General features: G+C 31.6%; 19 protein-coding genes and 1 other RNA gene. 9 read left to right on the top strand and 11 right to left on the bottom strand.

The window, feature by feature from the left end:
• The first annotated feature begins 28 nt into the window (after positions 1 to 28).
• The 3 genes from SJY43_RS12065 (at position 29) to SJY43_RS12055 (ending at position 2206) form a co-directional block, all read left to right on the top strand.
• A complete protein-coding gene (locus tag SJY43_RS12065; RefSeq protein WP_396600996.1) occupies positions 29 to 322 on the top strand; it encodes a 4a-hydroxytetrahydrobiopterin dehydratase in 294 nt (97 codons plus the stop codon).
• A 134-nt stretch (positions 323 to 456) separates the two neighbouring features.
• Positions 457 to 1176: a YebC/PmpR family DNA-binding transcriptional regulator gene (locus tag SJY43_RS12060; RefSeq protein WP_396600995.1), complete on the top strand. Its 720-nt coding sequence runs from the start codon at positions 457 to 459 to the stop codon at positions 1174 to 1176.
• A gap of 64 nt (positions 1177 to 1240) precedes the next feature.
• A complete protein-coding gene (locus tag SJY43_RS12055) occupies positions 1241 to 2206 on the top strand; it encodes a Gfo/Idh/MocA family protein (protein WP_396600994.1) in 966 nt (321 codons plus the stop codon).
• Here the strand turns inward: SJY43_RS12055 and SJY43_RS12050 are convergent.
• Entirely contained in the window at positions 2203 to 2949 is a 747-nt protein-coding gene (locus tag SJY43_RS12050) for an NYN domain-containing protein (protein WP_396600993.1), read from the bottom strand. The two genes, SJY43_RS12055 and SJY43_RS12050, sit on opposite strands and share 4 nt — an antisense overlap.
• Positions 2950 to 3100: 151 nt before the next feature.
• Here SJY43_RS12050 and SJY43_RS12045 point away from each other — a divergent pair, with 151 nt between their 5' ends.
• Entirely contained in the window at positions 3101 to 5695 is a 2595-nt protein-coding gene (locus SJY43_RS12045) for a zinc-dependent metalloprotease (RefSeq protein WP_396600992.1), read from the top strand.
• Between the two features lie 171 nt (positions 5696 to 5866).
• On the opposite strand, the gene SJY43_RS12040 is transcribed toward SJY43_RS12045, so the two are convergent.
• The 6 genes from SJY43_RS12040 to SJY43_RS12015 form a co-directional block, all read right to left on the bottom strand.
• Positions 5867 to 6415: a 1-acyl-sn-glycerol-3-phosphate acyltransferase gene (locus SJY43_RS12040; RefSeq protein WP_396600991.1), complete on the bottom strand. Its 549-nt coding sequence runs from the start codon at positions 6413 to 6415 to the stop codon at positions 5867 to 5869.
• A 1-nt stretch (position 6416) separates the two neighbouring features.
• Positions 6417 to 7499 (bottom strand): iron-containing alcohol dehydrogenase family protein, encoded by a 1083-nt coding sequence (locus SJY43_RS12035; RefSeq protein WP_396600990.1) that lies wholly within the window; start codon positions 7497 to 7499, stop codon positions 6417 to 6419.
• 55 nt (positions 7500 to 7554) lie between these two features.
• Positions 7555 to 8265, bottom strand: a complete 711-nt coding sequence (locus SJY43_RS12030) for an HAD family hydrolase (RefSeq protein WP_396600989.1) — start codon at positions 8263 to 8265, stop codon at positions 7555 to 7557.
• Positions 8256 to 8984, bottom strand: a complete 729-nt coding sequence (kdsB, locus tag SJY43_RS12025) for a 3-deoxy-manno-octulosonate cytidylyltransferase (protein WP_396600988.1) — start codon at positions 8982 to 8984, stop codon at positions 8256 to 8258. Before kdsB ends, SJY43_RS12030 begins: the two co-directional genes overlap by 10 nt.
• A gap of 84 nt (positions 8985 to 9068) precedes the next feature.
• On the bottom strand, positions 9069 to 9635 hold the full coding sequence (locus tag SJY43_RS12020; RefSeq protein ID WP_396600987.1) for a DUF4126 domain-containing protein: 567 nt from the start codon (positions 9633 to 9635) through the stop codon (positions 9069 to 9071).
• 322 nt (positions 9636 to 9957) lie between these two features.
• On the bottom strand, positions 9958 to 11382 hold the full coding sequence (locus SJY43_RS12015) for an ATP-dependent RecD-like DNA helicase (RefSeq protein ID WP_396600986.1): 1425 nt from the start codon (positions 11380 to 11382) through the stop codon (positions 9958 to 9960).
• A 127-nt stretch (positions 11383 to 11509) separates the two neighbouring features.
• Here SJY43_RS12015 and SJY43_RS12010 point away from each other — a divergent pair, with 127 nt between their 5' ends.
• From SJY43_RS12010 to SJY43_RS11995, 4 genes are all read left to right on the top strand, one after another.
• Positions 11510 to 12244, top strand: a complete 735-nt coding sequence (locus tag SJY43_RS12010; RefSeq protein WP_396600985.1) for a hypothetical protein — start codon at positions 11510 to 11512, stop codon at positions 12242 to 12244.
• Positions 12192 to 13049 carry a DUF3822 family protein gene (locus tag SJY43_RS12005; RefSeq protein WP_396600984.1) on the top strand — a complete coding sequence of 286 codons (858 nt, stop codon included), beginning with the start codon at positions 12192 to 12194 and terminating at the stop codon, positions 13047 to 13049. Before SJY43_RS12010 ends, SJY43_RS12005 begins: the two co-directional genes overlap by 53 nt.
• Complete coding sequence (gene rsmD / locus SJY43_RS12000; protein WP_396600983.1) at positions 13049 to 13588, top strand: 16S rRNA (guanine(966)-N(2))-methyltransferase RsmD; 540 nt, start codon at positions 13049 to 13051, stop codon at positions 13586 to 13588. Before SJY43_RS12005 ends, rsmD begins: the two co-directional genes overlap by 1 nt.
• Positions 13589 to 13977: 389 nt before the next feature.
• Positions 13978 to 14730 (top strand): hypothetical protein, encoded by a 753-nt coding sequence (locus SJY43_RS11995; RefSeq protein WP_396600982.1) that lies wholly within the window; start codon positions 13978 to 13980, stop codon positions 14728 to 14730.
• 87 nt (positions 14731 to 14817) lie between these two features.
• On the opposite strand, the gene rnpB is transcribed toward SJY43_RS11995, so the two are convergent.
• The 3 genes from rnpB to SJY43_RS11980 all read right to left on the bottom strand — a co-directional run bounded on the left by rnpB (position 14818) and on the right by SJY43_RS11980 (position 17168).
• Positions 14818 to 15189: RNase P RNA component class A (gene rnpB, locus SJY43_RS11990), an RNA gene on the bottom strand.
• A gap of 417 nt (positions 15190 to 15606) precedes the next feature.
• Positions 15607 to 16038 (bottom strand): DUF3995 domain-containing protein, encoded by a 432-nt coding sequence (locus SJY43_RS11985; protein ID WP_396600981.1) that lies wholly within the window; start codon positions 16036 to 16038, stop codon positions 15607 to 15609.
• Positions 16035 to 17168, bottom strand: coding sequence for an FAD-dependent monooxygenase (locus SJY43_RS11980; RefSeq protein ID WP_396600980.1), 1134 nt, complete (start codon positions 17166 to 17168; stop codon positions 16035 to 16037). The genes SJY43_RS11985 and SJY43_RS11980 overlap by 4 nt, the downstream gene beginning before the upstream one ends.
• Positions 17169 to 17249: 81 nt before the next feature.
• Here SJY43_RS11980 and SJY43_RS11975 point away from each other — a divergent pair, with 81 nt between their 5' ends.
• Positions 17250 to 17873 (top strand): TetR/AcrR family transcriptional regulator, encoded by a 624-nt coding sequence (locus SJY43_RS11975; protein ID WP_396600979.1) that lies wholly within the window; start codon positions 17250 to 17252, stop codon positions 17871 to 17873.
• A 221-nt stretch (positions 17874 to 18094) separates the two neighbouring features.
• On the opposite strand, the gene SJY43_RS11970 is transcribed toward SJY43_RS11975, so the two are convergent.
• Positions 18095 to 19492 carry a glycoside hydrolase family 30 beta sandwich domain-containing protein gene (locus SJY43_RS11970; RefSeq protein ID WP_396603408.1) on the bottom strand — a complete coding sequence of 466 codons (1398 nt, stop codon included), beginning with the start codon at positions 19490 to 19492 and terminating at the stop codon, positions 18095 to 18097.
• Positions 19493 to 19716 lie beyond the last annotated feature (224 nt).

The raw sequence follows: 19716 nt of genomic DNA, 5'->3' as shown, positions 1-19716 counted from the left end.
TATTTAAAATCATTAAATTGAAAAAAAAATGAGTAAACTTACAGAACAAAACATAGAAACAAAATTACTTCGTTTTCCTGATTGGGAATACTATGATAATGCATTGCACGCAGAATTTGAATTTGAAAATTTCAAGGATTGTTTTGGTGCTATGAGCAGAATAGCTTTTGAATGTGAAGCCTTAAACCATCATCCAGAATGGACTAACATTTATAATGTGCTTACCATATCATTATCTACGCATGATGCTGGTGGTGTTACCAATAAAGACTTTAAATTAGCAGAGGCCATTGAAAATATTGTGGAACCTGATGAGGAATAATTTGTTTTTGGTATTTAGGTTTTTAACTTTGTGAATATTAAAATTTAATTTCGCATTCGCGGAAAAATTAACAAATACATATAATTTAGAAAGGTTTCCTCACAGGAGGAAATGAAATAAAAAATATTGATATTATGGGAAGAGCTTTCGAATTTAGAAAAGCAAGGAAAATGAAACGTTGGTCTGCAATGAGTAAAGCCTTTACTCGTATAGGTAAAGACATTGTAATGGCTGTAAAAGAAGGCGGCCCAGATCCAGATAGCAATTCACGTTTAAGAGCTGTAATACAGAATGCAAAATCTGTAAACATGCCAAAAGATAACGTAGAACGCGCTATTAAAAAAGCCAGCGAAAAAGGTCAAGGAGATTATAAAGAGGTTATTTTTGAAGGTTATGCACCACATGGTATTGCTATATTAGTAGAAACAGCAACCGATAATAATACTAGAACCGTAGCCAATGTGCGTAGTTATTTTAATAAATGCGATGGTAGTTTAGGTACATCGGGTTCTGTAGTTTTTATGTTCGACCATACATGTAATTTTAGAATTAATGCTGAAGGTTTAGACCCTGAAGAATTAGAACTAGAATTTATAGATTTTGGAGCCGAAGAGGTTTTTGCAGACGATGATGGTATATTAATTTACGCCCCTTTTGAAAGCTTTGGTGCTATTCAAGCCGAATTAGAATCTAGAGAAATTGAAATATTATCTTCTGGTTTCGAGCGTATTCCACAAGTAACAAAACCGCTTACTGCAGAACAAGTTGCAGATGTTGACAAGCTTCTAGAAAAATTAGAAGAAGATGATGATGTACAAAATGTATATCACACCATGGAAGAAGCCACTGAGTAAAACAAATAGAAAAAAGAGCGCTTAATCGCTCTTTTTTTATTTATAAATAATTTAAAGTGTCATTATGAATTGGGGATTTATAGGTTGTGGTAGTGTAACCGAAATTAAAAGTGGTCCTGCTTACCAACAAACAGAAGGTTTTAATGTAGTTGCTGTTATGCGCCGTAATGAAGAAAAGCTAAACGACTATGCAAAACGTCATAACATATCAAAAACTTTTACTGATGCCGATGCCCTAATAAACGATCCAGAAATTGATGCGATATATATTGCAACACCTCCAGATACACACAAATATTACGCTTTAAAAATTGCAGCAACAGGAAAGCCATGTTGTATTGAAAAACCACTATCACCTTCTTATTCTGAAAGTTTAGAAATAGAAAAAGCCTTTAAAGAAAAAGGACTTCCTTTATTTGTTGCTTATTACAGACGTTCCTTACCTCGATTTTTAAAAGTAAAAGATTGGCTAGACAACAAATTAATTGGAGAGATAAGACATATAAATTCGCATTTAAGTAAACCACCCAGTTTAATTGATATTAAAAAAGAAAATAATTGGAGAACCGAAGTTAATATTGCTCCTGCGGGCTATTTTGACGATTTAGCAAGCCACGGACTCGATTTATTTACATACTTTTTAGGGGATATTGAAACAGCTAAAGGCATCAGTTTAAATCAACAAGGTTTATATACAGCAAAAGATGCTGTTACGGCTTCATGGTTACATAAAAATGGTGTTACAGGTTCTGGAACATGGAATTTTGGGTGTAATGATCATATAGATAAAACAACTATTTATGGAAGCAGCGGTACAATAGAATTCTCTGTATTTCATGAAAACCCTATTGTATTAAAAAGTGATACTAAAAATGAACAGTTAACGATAGAAAATCCAAAACACATACAACAATTTCATGTAGAAAACATGCGGAATTATTTTAATGATAATACGCAAATTCATCCATCTACAGGAAAAACTGCCTTACATACCAGTTGGGTTATGGCAAAAATTTTAGGAGAAATTTAATTTTTATTTCTTACATAAATCAATTTAAAACGCCCATTACTTTGATCGCGTTGTTCCATTTCAAACTGCGAAAGCGATTTAAACAATGGTGTTAATTTTTGAAACCCAAAGTTACGAGAATCAAAATTTGGTTGTTTTTTGAGAATTAAAGACCCAACATCACCAAGAAAAGCCCAGCCGTCATCATCTGCAGCATCATCAACAGAGTTTTTTAGCAGCCTAATAACTTTAGGTGTAATATTATATAAATTCGCTTTTTTAGGCTTGTTAGATTTTTTATCCTTTACATTTTCATCATCGTCATCGTCATTCGCAAGAATTTCTAAATAAATAAACTTATCACAGGCAACAATAAATGGGTTTGGGGTTTTCTTCTCCCCCATTCCGTATACAACCATTGCTGCTTCACGCAGGCGCGTTGCTAACTTTGTAAAATCACTATCAGAAGACACTAAGCAAAAACCATTTACTTTTTCAGAATATAAAATATCCATGGCATCGATTATCATTGCAGAGTCAGTCGCGTTTTTACCAGTAGTATAGCCATATTGTTGTATTGGTGTAATAGCATTTTCTAATAAAACATTTTTCCATTTAGAAAGATGTGGCTTTGTCCAATCGCCATAAATACGTTTAATAGTGGGTGTACCATATTTTGTAATTTCTTCCATCATTTCTGTAATGTACTTAGAAGGGATGTTGTCTCCATCTATTAAAACGGCAATTTTCGTGTCTTTAATCATAGCGTTAAAGATAAAGAATTATAAATCAGACTGGAAAAGTATCTTAATTAATTTAACTTTTATTATGATAAGTTAATCTTAGTTTATTTTTATTTTTACTGCGACTAATTCAAGTAACTAGGTTAAATCCTAATAAATCGTAAAATTAATTATGAAATTTAAAAAAACTACTTTCAAACTAGTATCGTTTTTCTTTATTATGGCGCTATGTTTTTCAACTTTTAATTTAGAAGCTCAGAGTAAAAAAAAGAAGAAAAAGAAAGAGGCTACTGAAATAGCTAAAACGCCAACAGTGAAAAAATCAAAACAAAAAACTATTAAAGACTTAACTAAGTCAAGTAAAAAAATAGACGGATTGTTTACCTTTTATCAAGATACTATAACAGGAGGCTTACAAATGTTAATATCAAAAAAGCAACTAGATAAAGAGTATATTTATTTTAGTCAAATAGCAGATGGTGTTATGGATGCTGGTAGAGTAAACAGAGGTTCGTATAGAGGTTCCAAAGTTTTCGTTATAGAGAAATATTTTGATAAAATTGAATTTATTACTCAAAATACATCCTTTTATTTTGATCCAGATAATCCTATTTCTAAATCTAAGGATGCAAACATTAGTAAAGGCATAATGGCAACTTTAAAAATTGAAGCCTATGATACCGAAAAAGAACTGTATTTAATAAAGGCAGACGATTTGTTTTTAAAAGAAACATTCTCTCAAATAAAACCAGCTTCAAGGCCTGGCACCTCACCTACTGCATTTAAATTAGGAGGTTTAAGTAAAACTAAAACTAAAATTAACACTATAAAAAACTATCCAGACAATACAAATCTAGAAGTGGAGTATGTATATTCTACAACATCAGTTTTAAACCCTGGGTCTTCTGCTGTTTCAGACGGTAGAAATGTAAGCATAAAAGTATTTCATAGTTTAATTTCAATGCCTGATAATGACTACGAACCTCGTTTTGATGACCCTAGAGTGGGCTATTTTACAAATCAAGTTACAGATCAAACGGCTACAAGTTCAATACCTTATCGTGATTTAATTAACAGATGGCACTTGAAAAAGAAAAATCCTGAACAAGCCGTATCAGAACCTGTTAAACCCATTACATGGTGGATTGAAAACTCTACACCAGTTGAATGGAGAGAAACTATAAAACAGGGTGTTTTACAATGGAATAGAGCTTTTGAAAAAGCAGGATTTAAAAATGCTTTAGTAGTAAAACAGCAGCCAGATGATGCCGATTGGGATGCTGGTGATATTAGATACAATGTATTAAGATGGACTGCCTCTCCTAAGCCTCCTTTTGGTGGTTATGGACCAAGTATGAAAAACCCAAAAACAGGCGAAATTTTTGGTGCAGATATTATGCTAGAATATGTTCATTTTACAAATAGAGTATTTTATGATAAAGTTTTTGAATTAGCATCATTAGATAATTCTTTTGAAGCTATAGACAATAATGAAAACATGTATTGCTCTTTGGGTCATGAAATTCACAACGAATTATTGTTAGCTAACGCTGTAGCTTCTGCAACTGGTGCTTCAGAATTAGAAATGGAACGCATTAAAAAAGAGTCTATGATAGCTTTAATTATGCATGAAGTTGGACATACGTTAGGTTTAAATCATAATATGAAAGCTAGTCAGTTATTTTCACCAGAACAATTAGAAGATGCCGAATTTATTAAAGGTAAATGTTTAACAGCATCTGTAATGGATTATGCTGCATTAAACATTACTAGAGACCGAAGTAAACAAGGGCAATATAGCGATGTTGCCATAGGGCCTTATGATGTTTGGGCTATACAATTAGGTTATACTCCTTTTAAATCTGAACAGGAACATAAAGCTTTATTAAATGAATCTACTAAGCCAGAGCATATTTTTGGTAATGATGCAGATGATATGCGTGCTCCTGGTAAAGCCATTGATCCTAGGGTTAATGTTTCAGACCAATCAAATAATCAAATTAAATGGGCTGTTGATAGAATTGAATTGTCAAATGATTTAATGCAAAATGCAAAAACTAGGTTTACTAAAACTGGAGAGTCTTATCAAGAATTAAGACGTGCTTATTATTTACTAAGCGGGCAAAAAGCATCAGCTGCTAATACCATTTCAAGATTTATTGGAGGTGTTTATGTAGATCGAGCCATGGCGGGACAAGAAGGCGGAACACAGCCTTATACTCCAGTTAGTTATGAAGACCAAAAAAGAGCGATGAATGCATTAAGCAAATATGTTTTTGCTCCAAATGCATTTAATGCTCCAAATGATTTATATAATTATTTAGCAATGCAGCGTAGAGGGTTTAACTTTTTTAGCAGTTCTGAGGACCCAAAAATTCACAATCAAGTTTTAAGTTATCAAAAAAATGTGTTAAATCATATTTTACATTATAATACATTACAAAGAATTACAGATTCTGAATTATATGGTAACACATACAGTTTATCAACTTTTATGACCGATTTAAATAAAGCAATTTTTAAATCAGACATATATAGCAACGTGAGTTCTTTTAGGCAAAATCTTCAATTGGAATATACTAATATGCTAATCGATTTATTGACAGGAAAGCAAAGTAGTAGATATACAAATAATGCTAAATCTATGGCATTATACAATTTAAAAGCTATTAGGACTATGGCTGGTCCTACGGGAAATATAGCTTCAAGGGCACATAAACAACATTTAAGAGCGCTTATTGATAATGCGATAAAAGAAATAAAGTAATAATAATTGTTATTTTAAAACTATAAAAAAAAGCTACTTCATTTATGGAGTAGCTTTTTATTTTGGGTAGCTCATGTTTCTTTTTAGGAACAACTAATTGTTTACTTTATGTTTCATGTGCTCAACAAACTAATTACAATAGTTGTGCCAAGATTTTATTTTAATGAAGAGCTATGAATATTTAGAAATTTTTCCTTTTACACCTTTATAAAAATTTTGCATGTATTTAAAATCGGCCTCAACATTATTTGTTGGGTAAAAAGGTTCAGAAATTTTATTTTGCTTATTTTCAAAATCTAACGTAAACATAATGATAGGTACATTAGCTTTTTTTGCTATATAATAAAAACCTGTTCGCCATATATCCACCTTTTTTCTGGTCCCTTCAGGAGCTAGAGTCATCCTAAATTTATCGTGGTTTTCAAATAGCTTAGCTATCGCGTCAACTTTATTTTCATTGGAATGTCTATTTATTGGAGCACCTCCTAACATTTTGAAAAACCATCCAAACGGAAATACAAATAATTCCTTTTTTCCTATGAAATTTGTTTTAACGCCAACTACAGCCCTTAATAAAACACCAATATAAAAGTCGTGCCAACTCGTGTGCGGTGCAGCAATTATAACAGCTTTTTTAATAGAATTTTTAGAAAATGTGGTGTTACCAGATATTTGCCAACCTAAAATTTTAAAATAAAAAAGTTTAGCTAGCCAACGCATATTACATTTTCTGGTATAAAGCCTTTAATTTTTGTTTTGTAATGGTTTTTTTCCAGTTTTTTCCTAAAGCGTTTTCCCAAAGTGGTTCTAAACCTAAGGCAACATCAATCATTATTTCAAATTCTGAATCGCTCAAATTTGCACAAATACCTTCTGGAATTGTAATATTATGCTTTTTTCGCATAGCTTTATACATGGCTACTCCTTCTGGATAATAATCTTCTAAATGTTCAAAAACTATACAATTACCTATACCGTGTTTAACACCTAATAAATAACTTAAACCATAACTCATAGCGTGTGCAACGCCTACTTGTGAATATGCAATACTCATACCTCCATGCCAAGACGCCATCATTAATTTGTCTGCAGAATCATTTTTACTAAGAGTGTCATCAAGAAAAATTTCTTTACAAAGCTCTAAGGCCTTTTCGCCATAACTTTGACTAAAAGCATTTAAATACGTACCCTGTAAAGATTCAATACAATGAACGTAACAGTCCATTCCTGTATAGAACCATTGATCTTTTTCAACGTCTTTTGTTAATTCGGGATCTAATACAACTTGATCAAATGGTGTAAAATCACTATTTATACCCAGTTTTCTCTCAGGTCCTGTTAAAATTGTAGTTCTTGAAACTTCAGATCCAGTACCCGAAATTGTTGGTATACCAACATGGTAAATCGCAGGATTTTTAACTAAATCCCAACCTTGATAATCTTCTGCAATACCATCATTAGTAATAAGGATAGACACAGCCTTTGCCAAATCTAACAAGGTACCACCTCCTATTCCAATAATACCAGAAGGACGCTCTTTAGATTTTAATATAATATCTTCTACAAGATTATCAACTTGAGACGTTTTAGGTTCTTCTTTTGCTGAAACAAAAATAATTCTATCATCATACGATAGAGATATTCTTGAGGTAATCCATGGGTCACCTTTAAACACGTCGTCAATTAAAAATATAAAAGGAGCGTTTATACTAAGGCGCTTTATTGCCAAAATATCATTTAATTGATTGAAACTACCTCTGCCAAAAATAACTCTTGGCACCATTGGAAAGTTCTTATAACTCATTTAACTTGTTTTCTTTTACAAAAGGTAAAAATACCATTAATTAAATTTTATTCGTTTAAATTGTATTGAAAATTTTTAATAAATCTGATAAGCTACTTATCGTTTTATATGTCTTACCATTTTTTTCTTCTTCCGTTACTTCTTCATGAACCCAAGTAGTATGAAATGGAACGTGTATGGCATTTGCTTTTATATTCACTAATGGTAAAACATCAGATTTTAAAGAATTCCCAATCATTAAAAACTCTGATGGATTAATATCCAAATGGTTTAATAAATTTGAATAATTGGCTTCTTTTTTATCACTTAATACTTCTATATGATGAAAATAATCGGTTAAACCAGACTTCTCTAATTTTCGTTCTTGATCCAATAAATCTCCTTTTGTTGCTAATATTAGTTTGTATTTTTTTGATAATGTTTTTAGTACATCTTCTACGCCATCCAATAATTCTACTGGTTTATTAAGCATATCTTTTCCAATATTCAAAATCGCCTCAATAGTTTTCGTTGAAATGTTATAATTTGATAATTCCAAAGCAGATTCGACCATAGATAGCGTAAACGCTTTAACACCATAGCCATAAAGCGGAAGGTTGTCAATCTCCATTCTAAAAAGCTCTTGGTCAATCTTATTAGGAGTTTCGTACTGTGATAATAACTTGCAAAATTCAGCTTCAGCCTCTCTAAAATAAGTTTCATTGATCCAAAGTGTATCATCGGCATCAAAGCCAATAACTTTTATGTCTTGGTAATTTACTTCCATAATTTTATTGCACGTTCTAAGTCTTCAGGTGTATCAATTTCAACGCCTTCCACATCAGTTTCAACCATTTTAATACGCTTGCCATACTCTAAATACCGTAATTGTTCTAACTTTTCTGATGCTTCTAAAACTTGCATTGGTAATTTGTAAAAATCAAGTATAGCTTGTTTTCTAAAAGCGTAAACACCTTTATGTTTATAATATTTTACAGCAAAACTACTATCTCTTGGATAAGGAATTGGGCTACGTGAAAAATATAACGCGAAATCTGATTGATCTAATACCACTTTAACGGTATTTGGGTTTTTAATTTCTTCGGCATCAGTAATATGAACCATTAGAGATGCTAAGTCTACGTCTTTTTTAGGATCGTTTTTAAATACATTAATAAGTTTAGTTAAAGATTCTTTATCTGTAAAAGGTTCGTCACCTTGTACATTTATAACAATATCAATATCTAAATGCTCAACAGCTTCTGCTATCCTATCGCTACCACAATCATGTTCCTTAATACTCATTATGGCTTTACCTCCATTATTTACAATTTCATTATAAATAATATCACTATCAGTCACTACAAAAACATCGTCAAATAATTTTGTTGCAACTGTGGCTTCATATGTTCTTAAAATAACCGTTTTACCTCCAAGATCTTGCATAAGCTTCCCTGGGAAACGAGATGCAGCATATCTGGCCGGAATCATTGAAATAATTTTCATCTATTAAATTTACGAAATTATTGGTTTAATATATTCCATTTAAGAACTAAAACCATTTCAAAAATACTATAAATATTATAGGTTTTATGTTTTTGATGTTTTAAACTTCTTATATAATTTGAATATTATGAAAAATATAATAATAACTAAAATCACCGCTAAAACTGGAAGAAATATTGAAACAACCGACATAATTACTGAAGTTCCTGTTTCTAAAGTAGAAACTATAGGGTTTGCAACCCCTCCTGTTGCTACAGTTGATGCTAATCTGGTTGTACTTGATGTACCCGCTACAGCTGCTGCCGTTCCTCCGCCAGCTATTATGGCTAAAGACCAAGTGATAACTGGGCTTAAATCTGCAACCGTAGATAGCATAATTGCAGTTCCAGCAAGCGCTGCTAATGGCACAGTAATACTATCTAATAAATTATCAATATATGGGATAAAATATGCAAATACTTCTACTAAGGTTGCAGCTCCAAGTGTTATTAATGCTGCTGTACTACCTATCCATTGCCAAGATTCGTTTAGTTGCCAAACATCAAAATAAGATGCCAAACTTAAAGCAAATAGTGGTAAAAAAACTCTAAAGCCTACAGATGCTGATAAACCAACACCAAGACAGATACTAATTATGGTTTCAAATGTCATAAGCCCCTAAATCCCCAATGGGGACTTTTGTTTTAGTTATTAATTATTCAAAGTTACATAAATTCTTAATCTAAAAAATATTCTTGTAATGATGACACGAATTTCACGAATTGACACGAATGGGTCGCGCGAAAACACGGCTGTTAAATCGTAATTATATTTTGAATTGAAAATGAATTTGGCGGATGACTGCGCAAGGGATAGAAATGGAAAGCCCACAGCGACCTTTTGGGAGCGAGGACTTGCAATGGATAGCCCGACCCTTTTGGGTTGCGCCCAAAAACATAGTATAAACCACAAATAAATACTTAGACTTTGTTTTCTATTCCTCAAAAAAATCATCCTTAAAGCCAATAAGGTACAATTTTTCTTTGGCTCTTGTTACTGCTGTATATAGCCAGCGCAAATATTCTTTATCTATACCATTAGGCAAATAGGGTTGCTCTACAAAAACCGTTTGCCATTGTCCACCTTGAGATTTATGACAGGTTATAGCATAAGAGAATTTTACTTGTAAAGCATTAAAATGCTTATTGTTTTTAACTTTTAAAAACTTTTTATACTTGCTGGTTTCATCTTCAAAATCCTTCATAACCTCTTGATACAGTCTATTTGAGTCCTCATAAGGCAATGAAGGCGTTTCGGCATCAATCGTATCTAAAAGTAAAACAGTTTCAAAAGGTGTCATTTTTGGATAATCTACCATTCTAATTTTTACTTCTGCAAAGCGAAAACCATAAATTTCTTGAATACTAAATATTTCGAGAACCTCAATAATATCGCCATTTGCAATAAATCCAGCTTCACTAGTTGGTTTTACCCAAAAATAATTATTCTTGACAACCATTAAATAATCGCCTGCTGTTAATTCATGCTCATTAAATAGAATTCTATTTCGAATTTGTTGGTTGTAAAGATTTGCTCTTTTATTACTTCTAACTATAATTGCGGTTTCTTCTTTTCCTAAATCGCTGTAAGCATCGTTTATAGCGTCCATGATTTCATAACCGTCTACAAGTCTAATAATATCTTTATAATGGGCTAAATCAAATTTAAAGGTATCAAAAAATGCACTAGACAATGCTTCTCTTAATACTGTAGCATTTGCCAAAATACCAGAATCTAGTTCTTGCCTTACCACTTCATCCAATTCCATTCTGGTAACCTCTTTGTCGTAATTTAATGCCAAAGTACGTTCATCAAGCGCAGGACTTAAATCTAATTTTACAGGCGGTAACTGTGCGGTATCACCAATTAAAAGTAATTTACAATTATGACCAGAATACACGTATTTCATTAAATCGTCAAGCAACGAACCATTTTCAGAAAATTTAGAATCTCCAGGTGTATCCGGAATCATTGATGCCTCATCTACGATAAAAATGGTGTTTTTATGCTTGTTGGGTTGCAACACGAACTTTACACCGCCACTTTTTTCTTTTTTCGGAAAATATATTTTTTTATGGATGGTAAAAGCTTCTTTCTTTGAATAATTTGAAATCACCTTGGCAGCTCGTCCTGTTGGAGCCATTAAAACAGCACTCTTTTTTGCTTTCCACAAATTAGTTACAATAGCACCAACAATAGTTGTTTTTCCCGTACCTGCATAGCCTTTTAGTAGGTATAAGGCATTTGGATTTTTATCAAAAATAAACTCGGCTAATTGCTGTAAAACAATATTTTGTTTAAGTGTAGGTTCAAACGGGAATTGCTTTTTTATTAGCGAATAAAATTCAGATGAAATCATTAAAAAAAGGTACTATTAAAAATTTATTCAAATATAGAAATGATTTTTATGCGCTTTCGTTTTAACGAATAAAAAAAAATTGTAGATTTGCTAAATACCATTAACAAATTATTAATAAATATAAACTATGACATTTTTCCTAATTGCGTTAGCAGTAATTTTAGCTACAATTGGCTTGGTAAAGTTAGTTGACAAATTTATACCATCTAAATTAAAACCTGTTTTACATATTGTACTTTGGTTATTAATTGGCTATTTAGGTTACCAAACTTACAACTCAATTTATGAGCCAATTAAATTTAATAAAGAAAAAAACAGGCGTTATGCTCGAGTTATAGAGAGTTTAAAAGATATTAGAGATTCGCAATTAGCTCACAGACAAGTAACTGGTAAGTTTGCTGGTAATTTTGAAAGTTTAATTAAATTTATTGATACTGCAGAATACACGTTAATACAGCGTAGAGATTCAAGTATAATTGATGTAGAATTAACAAGACGATATGGTGTTGATACCACTAAAGATATTGTTATTATTGATACCTTAGGTACTGTTTCTGTAAAAGATTCATTATTTAAAACTTCAAATAGATACAAAACGATGATGAATGTTCCTGTTGGAGAGCCTGGAGCTAAGTTTGAAATGAAATCTGGGTTTCTTGAACAAAACAAACTTAATATTCCTGTTTTCGAAGCTTTAGTTAAAAAGAATGTAATTTTAAGTGATCAAGATAAAGATCTTTTAGCTCAAGAAAATCAAGTTATATCTGTTGATGGTGTAAATGGAGATGCTTTAAAAGTAGGTTCGTTAGATGAAGTTAAAACTGGTGGAAACTGGCCAAAAACTTATGGCGATAGCGAATAAAACACAAAATAAACTAACTAATCTAGAATTGTCCATTCAAATAAGTTTGAGTGGACTTTCTTTTTCTATACTAAATAGAAACTCTAATACTATAGAGTTTTTAAAGGAAATAAGATTTGAAAAAAAACTAAATCCATTTGAGGTTTTAGACGAGTTAAAGTTGCTGTTTTTAAAAGAACAGATTTTAAAAAACAACTTTGCTAATATTAATATCATTCATGATAATGATTTATCTACCTTGGTACCAAAATCATTATTTAATGAAAACCTCTTAGCAGACTATTTAAAATTTAACTCAAAGATTTTAAAATCAGATTTTATTGCCTACGATACAATTATTAAAAACAATAGTGTTAATGTTTATGTACCCTATATAAATATTAACAACTTTATTTACGATAAGTTTGGAGCATTTATATTTAAACATGTATCAACCGTTCTAATTGATTCTGTATTACAGAATGAAAAAACTTCAGAAACTAGCAATATTTATGTTAACGTAAGTTTCAATCATTTTGAAATATTAGTGTTTGAAAAAAGTAAACTCATACTTTATAATACATTTGCATACCACTCAAAAGAAGATTTTATATACTACATTTTGTTTACTGCAGAGCAATTAAGTCTTGATCCAGAAACAATTCATTTAGTTTTTCTCGGAGATATTTCTAAAAATGACGACTTATATAACATAGCTTATAAGTATGTTAGAAACATAAGCTTTGGTGACAGAAATGACAACTATAAATATACCAGTACTCCAAAATCAGAATACTCTAACTTCACTTTACTAAATAGCTTTTAATGAGAATTATATCCGGTTTATATAAAAGCAGAAAAATTATAGCTCCAAAAAACTTACCTGTTCGTCCTACTACAGATATGGCAAAGGAGTCGTTATTTAACATTATAAATAATTTATATTATTTTGATGCTATTTCTGTATTAGATTTATTTGCTGGCACAGGAAATATAAGCTATGAATTTGCTTCTAGAGGTACAGAGCAAATTACTTGCGTAGATCAAGATTATGGTTGTATTAGATTCATAAAGCAAACTGCTGATAAATTTGAAATGCCAATTCAAACTATTAAAAGTGATGTCTTTAAATTTTTAGAAAAAACAGCTATACAATCTAATATTATTTTTGCAGATCCACCATATAATTTTGATGAGGAGAAGTTTTCGAAAATTCCGGAGCTTGTATTTAAAAATAATTTATTACTAGATAATGGCTTATTAATTGTAGAACATTCTAAGCACACCAACCTTTCAGAATTAGAGAACTACGTCTACTCTAAAAGTTATGGCGGTAACGTTTTTAGCTTTTTCGAAAAAGCTTAAAATAAGCTTAATTTTTATAACTCGTTTTTTTTCAGTACTTTAGAAGTCTCCTTAAGAGCCCCCAAGGCTCTATACATGTTTTTATCTCTCAATAAAATGGTTGCATTTTATTGCATTTGTTTATGGTTATATGTTAAACCTAACCTTTTAAACCATAAATAATATGACAAAATTCATTTCACTTACACTTATTAGCGGTCTAGTATTTAATTGTAATCTAGAACATCGCTACACAAAATTTAAAAGAGATTGATTCTGCAAAAGCTTTATTCGGAGCCTATAATAGTTTCAAATACGCATTAAGTTTCTAACCAAAAACCTTTAATGATATTAATATGCTTTGCATAATCAATCTTTAAAATTAGTAACCAAACCAAATAACAATAATTATGAAAACAATTAAAACAACCCTATTACTAGTATTATTTTTATGTTTCAATTTTACTGTAACTCAAGCTCAACAAGCGTTTATTGTTCATCAAGACAATGTAAAACCATCTAAAGTAATGGCATACGAAAAAATAGCTAAAGAGTTTCACGCAGCTAGTATTGCGCATAATGTTCAGAGCACTTGGTATACAGCAATGACCAACGACTTTAAATATTTCTACATCACACCCATTAAAAATATGGCAGAGTTAGATGAGCGCCCTTTTGCAGATATGGCAAAAGCAATGGGCGATAAATTTGGTGATATGTTTGATCGTTTCGACCAATGTTATAGTTCGCATGGCGACTATATTGTAGTAAGAGATAGCACACTATCCTATATGCCAGAAAGCAAAACCGAAGCACCAGAAAACGAAAACTACCGTAAATGGTTTTACATGTATTATTCGCCAAAAAATGCAGAAAAAATGAGAGCAGGTATGTTGGCTGTTAAAGAGCACTTTAAAGCTAAAGGCTCAAAAGAATATTACCGTGTATACAAAAATGGCTTCGGGCAAATGAAAAACTATTATTTGGTATCTGTTTCTGCTAAAGACGAAGTAGACGCTGCTACAAAAGCAAAAGCAAATCAAGAGCTTTTAGGTAATTTCGAAGAGCGCTGGGCAGTATTTAGTAAAGTGATGGACTATACAAGTAAAACGGAAGAATTTAGTGGCGAAATGCGTCCAGATTTATCCTATTCACCAAAATAATAAACAATGTAATCTACCAGTACCAATTAACCGACCCTTATTTTAACCACAAACCCTTCTTTAAATTAATAAAGAAGGGTTTATTTATGGTTGAGTAAATCTATAAGCCGAATCCTGTACTCATAAAATGAGCCCTTATCATTTATCTGCGTGTGTTGTTACCAAAACACTTTAGCTGCCTACCCTCCAACAATCGAGCGTGCCGCCCTCAAACGATGGTTTACATGACATTGCACCACATAGAGTTTACCTGGTTTCACTACGGCATTACCCGTACATACTTTCTGTTGCACTTTTCCTAACCTCTCGGCTGGTGGTTATTAGCCACTATGTTGCACTACGGTGTTCGGACTTTCCTCCTTAGTGCTAAACTTGTTTCAGTATCTTATTAAATCAACTATAAAGTTGAAACAGATACTGAAATAAATTCAGCACAAAAGCGATAAGGCGATTTACTAACGCAAAATTACAATAAAACAGATACTAAAATCTAAATAAAATGAAATATTTGGGCGTTACCCTACCCTTCGTCTCCGCTCAGGATGGGGTCAGGCTTTCACTACTCGCTTCCTCCTATCGTCGGCGAGCTCAAACAAACCGTTCAATCCTTAACGCTGGTATGTTTGCTAGGTTTGGTTTTAAAATGGGAAGTTGGTTTTACTTTTGGAGGGGTTCGTTTAACGGTCTTGTATAAGATTAGTGTGGGAGGTAGACAATGATTAAATTGTTAGCCGAGCCACAAGCTTATACTTATTTTGTGTTTTTTCTTTGTCGGACTAAAAATACTCAAATAAGTAAAAGCGACATAATAAAGAAACCAAAACTTTGGGCTAAACCATAAAAATCCTAATTAATTTTATACGGTGTTACCACCAGTTATTTATTCATAAGTTGTATCAGAATTCCAAATATTCCGATTGTCAAACACAAAGGGGCAAACCATTTAGAATCTGTTTTTGCAAATTCGGTATTCTTTAATTTTTTGAAAAAACCAACATATTTAAAATCTCCTATTGCTCTTAAGATAAAAATAGAAGGGATTATCCAATATCCGTATTTAGTTACCAAATTAGGAATTTGAACATTTATAAGTCCAGATTTTACAAGATAAATCAGCGCGAATAGAAGTAAAACCAGAGCGACAATTAAAGTTGCAAATTTAGGAATTAAAAGCCTACTCGTCTGATTCTCTTTTGTTGGAATTACCTTTTCCAATCCCCATTTTCCACCAAAAAGCCAATAAAAATGTATTAAACCTAGTCCAGTAAAAATGGTTAATAAAAAAATAGATAGTATTGTTGTCATCATATTTCTGCCAATTTAAAAATTTGTTCATTCTGTTTTCTATTAACTGAGGAAGGCAATAATCTTAACATTTGATTTCGTAAGACAATTAATATTGGATTTTTAAGATGTGCCATTTTCCCAACAAGCCAACTTGCTTTAACTACTTGATGTGCTTTTGGTAATCTTAATTTTTGATACTCAGAAAAGGCTTTTGTAATATCGTATTTGTTTAAACATTCTGAAAGCACAAAAGCATCTTCGATAGCCTGACAAGCACCTTGTCCCATATTTGGTGTTGTTGCGTGAGCTGAATCACCGATTAAACAAACATTTTCTTTAAACCAAATGTTTGTTGGTTTTAAGTCTGAAATTTCGGCAATATTTATATGTTCTTTTTTCGTTGATTTTATGATGTCTTTAATTACTGAATTATAATCGCCAAAATATTGCTCTAAATCGTTGATAGAAAATTCATTCTTATTTTTTTTGAACGATTTTAAAGCATACCAATAAACTTTACCTTTTTCAATCTGAACAAAACCAAAACGTTCAGCTTTTCCCCAAGCCTCGTTCAATTCATTTCTAAATTTTATTGGTAATTCACATTCCGTAATTCCTCTCCAGCATATTTGATTTGCATTTCTTATGCTATTTTTTGGGAATATATTTTGTCGAACAATAGAGTTAAGTCCATCAGCTCCCAAAATTGTCGAGGATTGAATTTGTTCTCCGTTTTCAAATTTCAAATTATAACCATTTGTTTTTTCTACAATTGAAGCAAGTTTATGGTTGAGATTAATTTCCGTAGATTTTAATTTATCAATTAATATCTGTTGTAATGTTCCTCTATGAATTGCGATGTTTTTGGTTTTATGTTTTTGCTCAAAATAGGTCAAGTCAATTTTTGAAAGAGATTTTAGGTTTGGCTTGGTAATATTCATTGATGATATTGGATTTCCATTTTCCTCAATTTCTTTTCGTAGGCCTAACTTTTCATAAACTTGCATAGCATTGTTGGCTAAAATAATTCCTGCTCCGACTGGTTTTATCTGTTCCGCTTGTTCAAATATTCTTGTTTTAATTCCTTTTTGTTCAAGTGCAATTGCAGTAGTTAACCCTCCAATTCCTGCTCCAATAATATCGATTATCATAAATGTTTTTTACTTTAGTACAAATGTACTAAAAATATATTATTATAGTACAGGTGTACTAAAAATTATATATTTGTTATAATGAACGAAACAAAACATAAGATTTTAATAAAATCTTTAAAGCTTTTTAATACTACTGGAATCTCAAATGTATCTTTAAGAAATATTGCGGATGAAGTTGGAATTAGTGTTGGTAATTTACAATACCATTTTAAAAAGAGAGAGGATATAATTGAAGCACTTTATTTTCAGTTAGTTGGGAAAATCGATAATGTTGTTATTATATCAACCGATGATTTATTGAAATCATTTTTAAATATCTCGATAGAAATTTATAAAATACTCTACGAATACAATTTTTTCTTATTGGACTTTGTTGCTATTACAAGAAGAAATCAGAAGATAAAAAGTCATTATTCAGAACTTTCAAAACGAAGAGAGATAGATACTTTGAAAGTCATTGATGTTCTTATTAAAAATGGATTATTTCGCGAAGAATTACTCAAAAATGAATATCGTTGTTTATTCAAGAGGATAGAGGTAATCAGTAATTTTTGGTTTTCTTCTATTTTAATTCAATCTGATGTTTTATCGAAAGACTCTATACAGGAATATTCAACACTTATTAGCCAAAGTATTTATCCATATTTAACTGATGAAGCAAAAAATCAGTATGTCAATATTTTTCCGTCTCAGTTGGTTTAAGTGGTGGTAACGACTTAATATGAAATCGTTTTAATGTTTTATATCTAATGTTAAACGAAGTTCGCGAATTTTTCTGACAAAGCCAAGTAAAAACCTACAATAAAATCCATATCCTTATTAAAACTCCAATTAAATTGTAGCTTCTAAATTATTAATTCAAAACTGAATTTTCAGCATCCGATATAGCCATTACCTTTTACCAAGTATCTTTTAATTTGTTATTATTTACTTCGTAAACAAATGGTTTGCATAGCTCTAGGAGCAATTTGCATGTTATAAATTTGATCTTCAAGTTTCATCGAGACATTAGATGGTTTTTCATTTCTATTAAAAACAACAATAGCCATAGATCCATCAGGGTTTTTAGCGGCTGTATAAGCAATCCCATCTATTTGGTTGCCTTCTAACCCAATTCGGTACGCAACAGGACGTATAAACTTACTAAAATGGCTAAGTAAGTAATAAAGTGGTGTATAAATAACTTCGTCTGTAACAGGATTGATTAACACCGGTGCACTATTAAAATTATCATATGGGTTTGGTTGTTCTTTTGTACTTACAATGACGCACCATTCTACATAACCCTGAGTTCCGTGATTTAAATCTGTAATAATATCATATGCGTAAGTATCAAAAGGTATAAATGTACCAGCGTAATCTGTACTTAATCTCCAATATTGCCCAATTGGGTCTTTATCATCAATATCTATACTCGATTCAGAATGAATGATCCCTTTGTTTGGCCAAGCCTTTTGTAATTTACTCAACTCTTTGGCGTACCAATTATTTTCATCAAGTTCTGAGTTTGCATACCAATGGAAAGCCGTTCCCCAAGCATATTTAGAAGCTTCTGGGTCGTTGTATGTAGCAGCTACATAATCATTCATAGTCGATTTATTATGATCGTAAATTAATACGCGTAATCCGGCTTCTAAATCATTAAGGTTAAGATGGCCATCTTTTACAAGTTGTGGCCCAAGATGATCTCTTAAAAAATCACGGCCCTGCTCTGCAGTAAAGCCATTACTATCCCAACGGGCATCGTGATAATGTAAAGGTTCGTTTTGTGGCGTCATTCCCCATAAGTTAATACCTTGTTCTTTATAAGCACTAATATATTTTGATAGGTATTCTGCCCAAATCCCATAATATTTAGGCTGTAAGCTACCATTAGTCATTGTAGAAGTTTCACCTGTTTTCATCCAAGAAGGTGGACTCCAAGGTGATGCTATAATATTAAAATTAGCACCAGGAATATTTAATGCTTCTTTAATCATCGGGATAAGATCATAACTCGCTTCTACCAATTCTACACCGCGTACTTGATCGTTTTCATCGCCAGTAAATCCTCTAAGATCTTGATTAATACTAAAAGTAGAAAGGTCTTCATCACCTTCTTCAACATAAGTATAGTGGTTGTTTGAATAATCGCTACTATTAATGTGCGTTCTTGTTAGCGAAAAACCAGCTCCCTCTGTTGGACTAAATAGTTTTGTTAACACAGCTTTACGCAACTCAACTGGAATAGCTGCTAAGTTCCAAGCAGAAGACTCAGTAAACGAAGCACCAAAACCATAATATTTTTGATAGGCTTGATTTGGTAATAGACGTAAAGTAATCTTATTTCCTTCTTCAACAGGCGCTTCAGATTTGTCGTTTAATATTAATTTAAGGTTATCTCCAGCTTGTGATGTTTGGTAAACATCAACTATATAATTTTATCAGATTTTTTAGTATTACAACTCACCAAAATAATGGACATGGCAAGAACTATTAAATATGTGCTTTTTGGTGTTTTATATCTCATAATATGGGCAATTGATTGGGTTTTTGTAATAATTAA

Origin of the sequence: Algibacter sp. R77976 (assembly GCF_044594645.1) — a bacterium.
Taxonomy (GTDB): Bacteria; Bacteroidota; Bacteroidia; order Flavobacteriales; family Flavobacteriaceae; genus Algibacter_B.
This window is presented reverse-complemented; position numbering and strand designations above follow the sequence as displayed.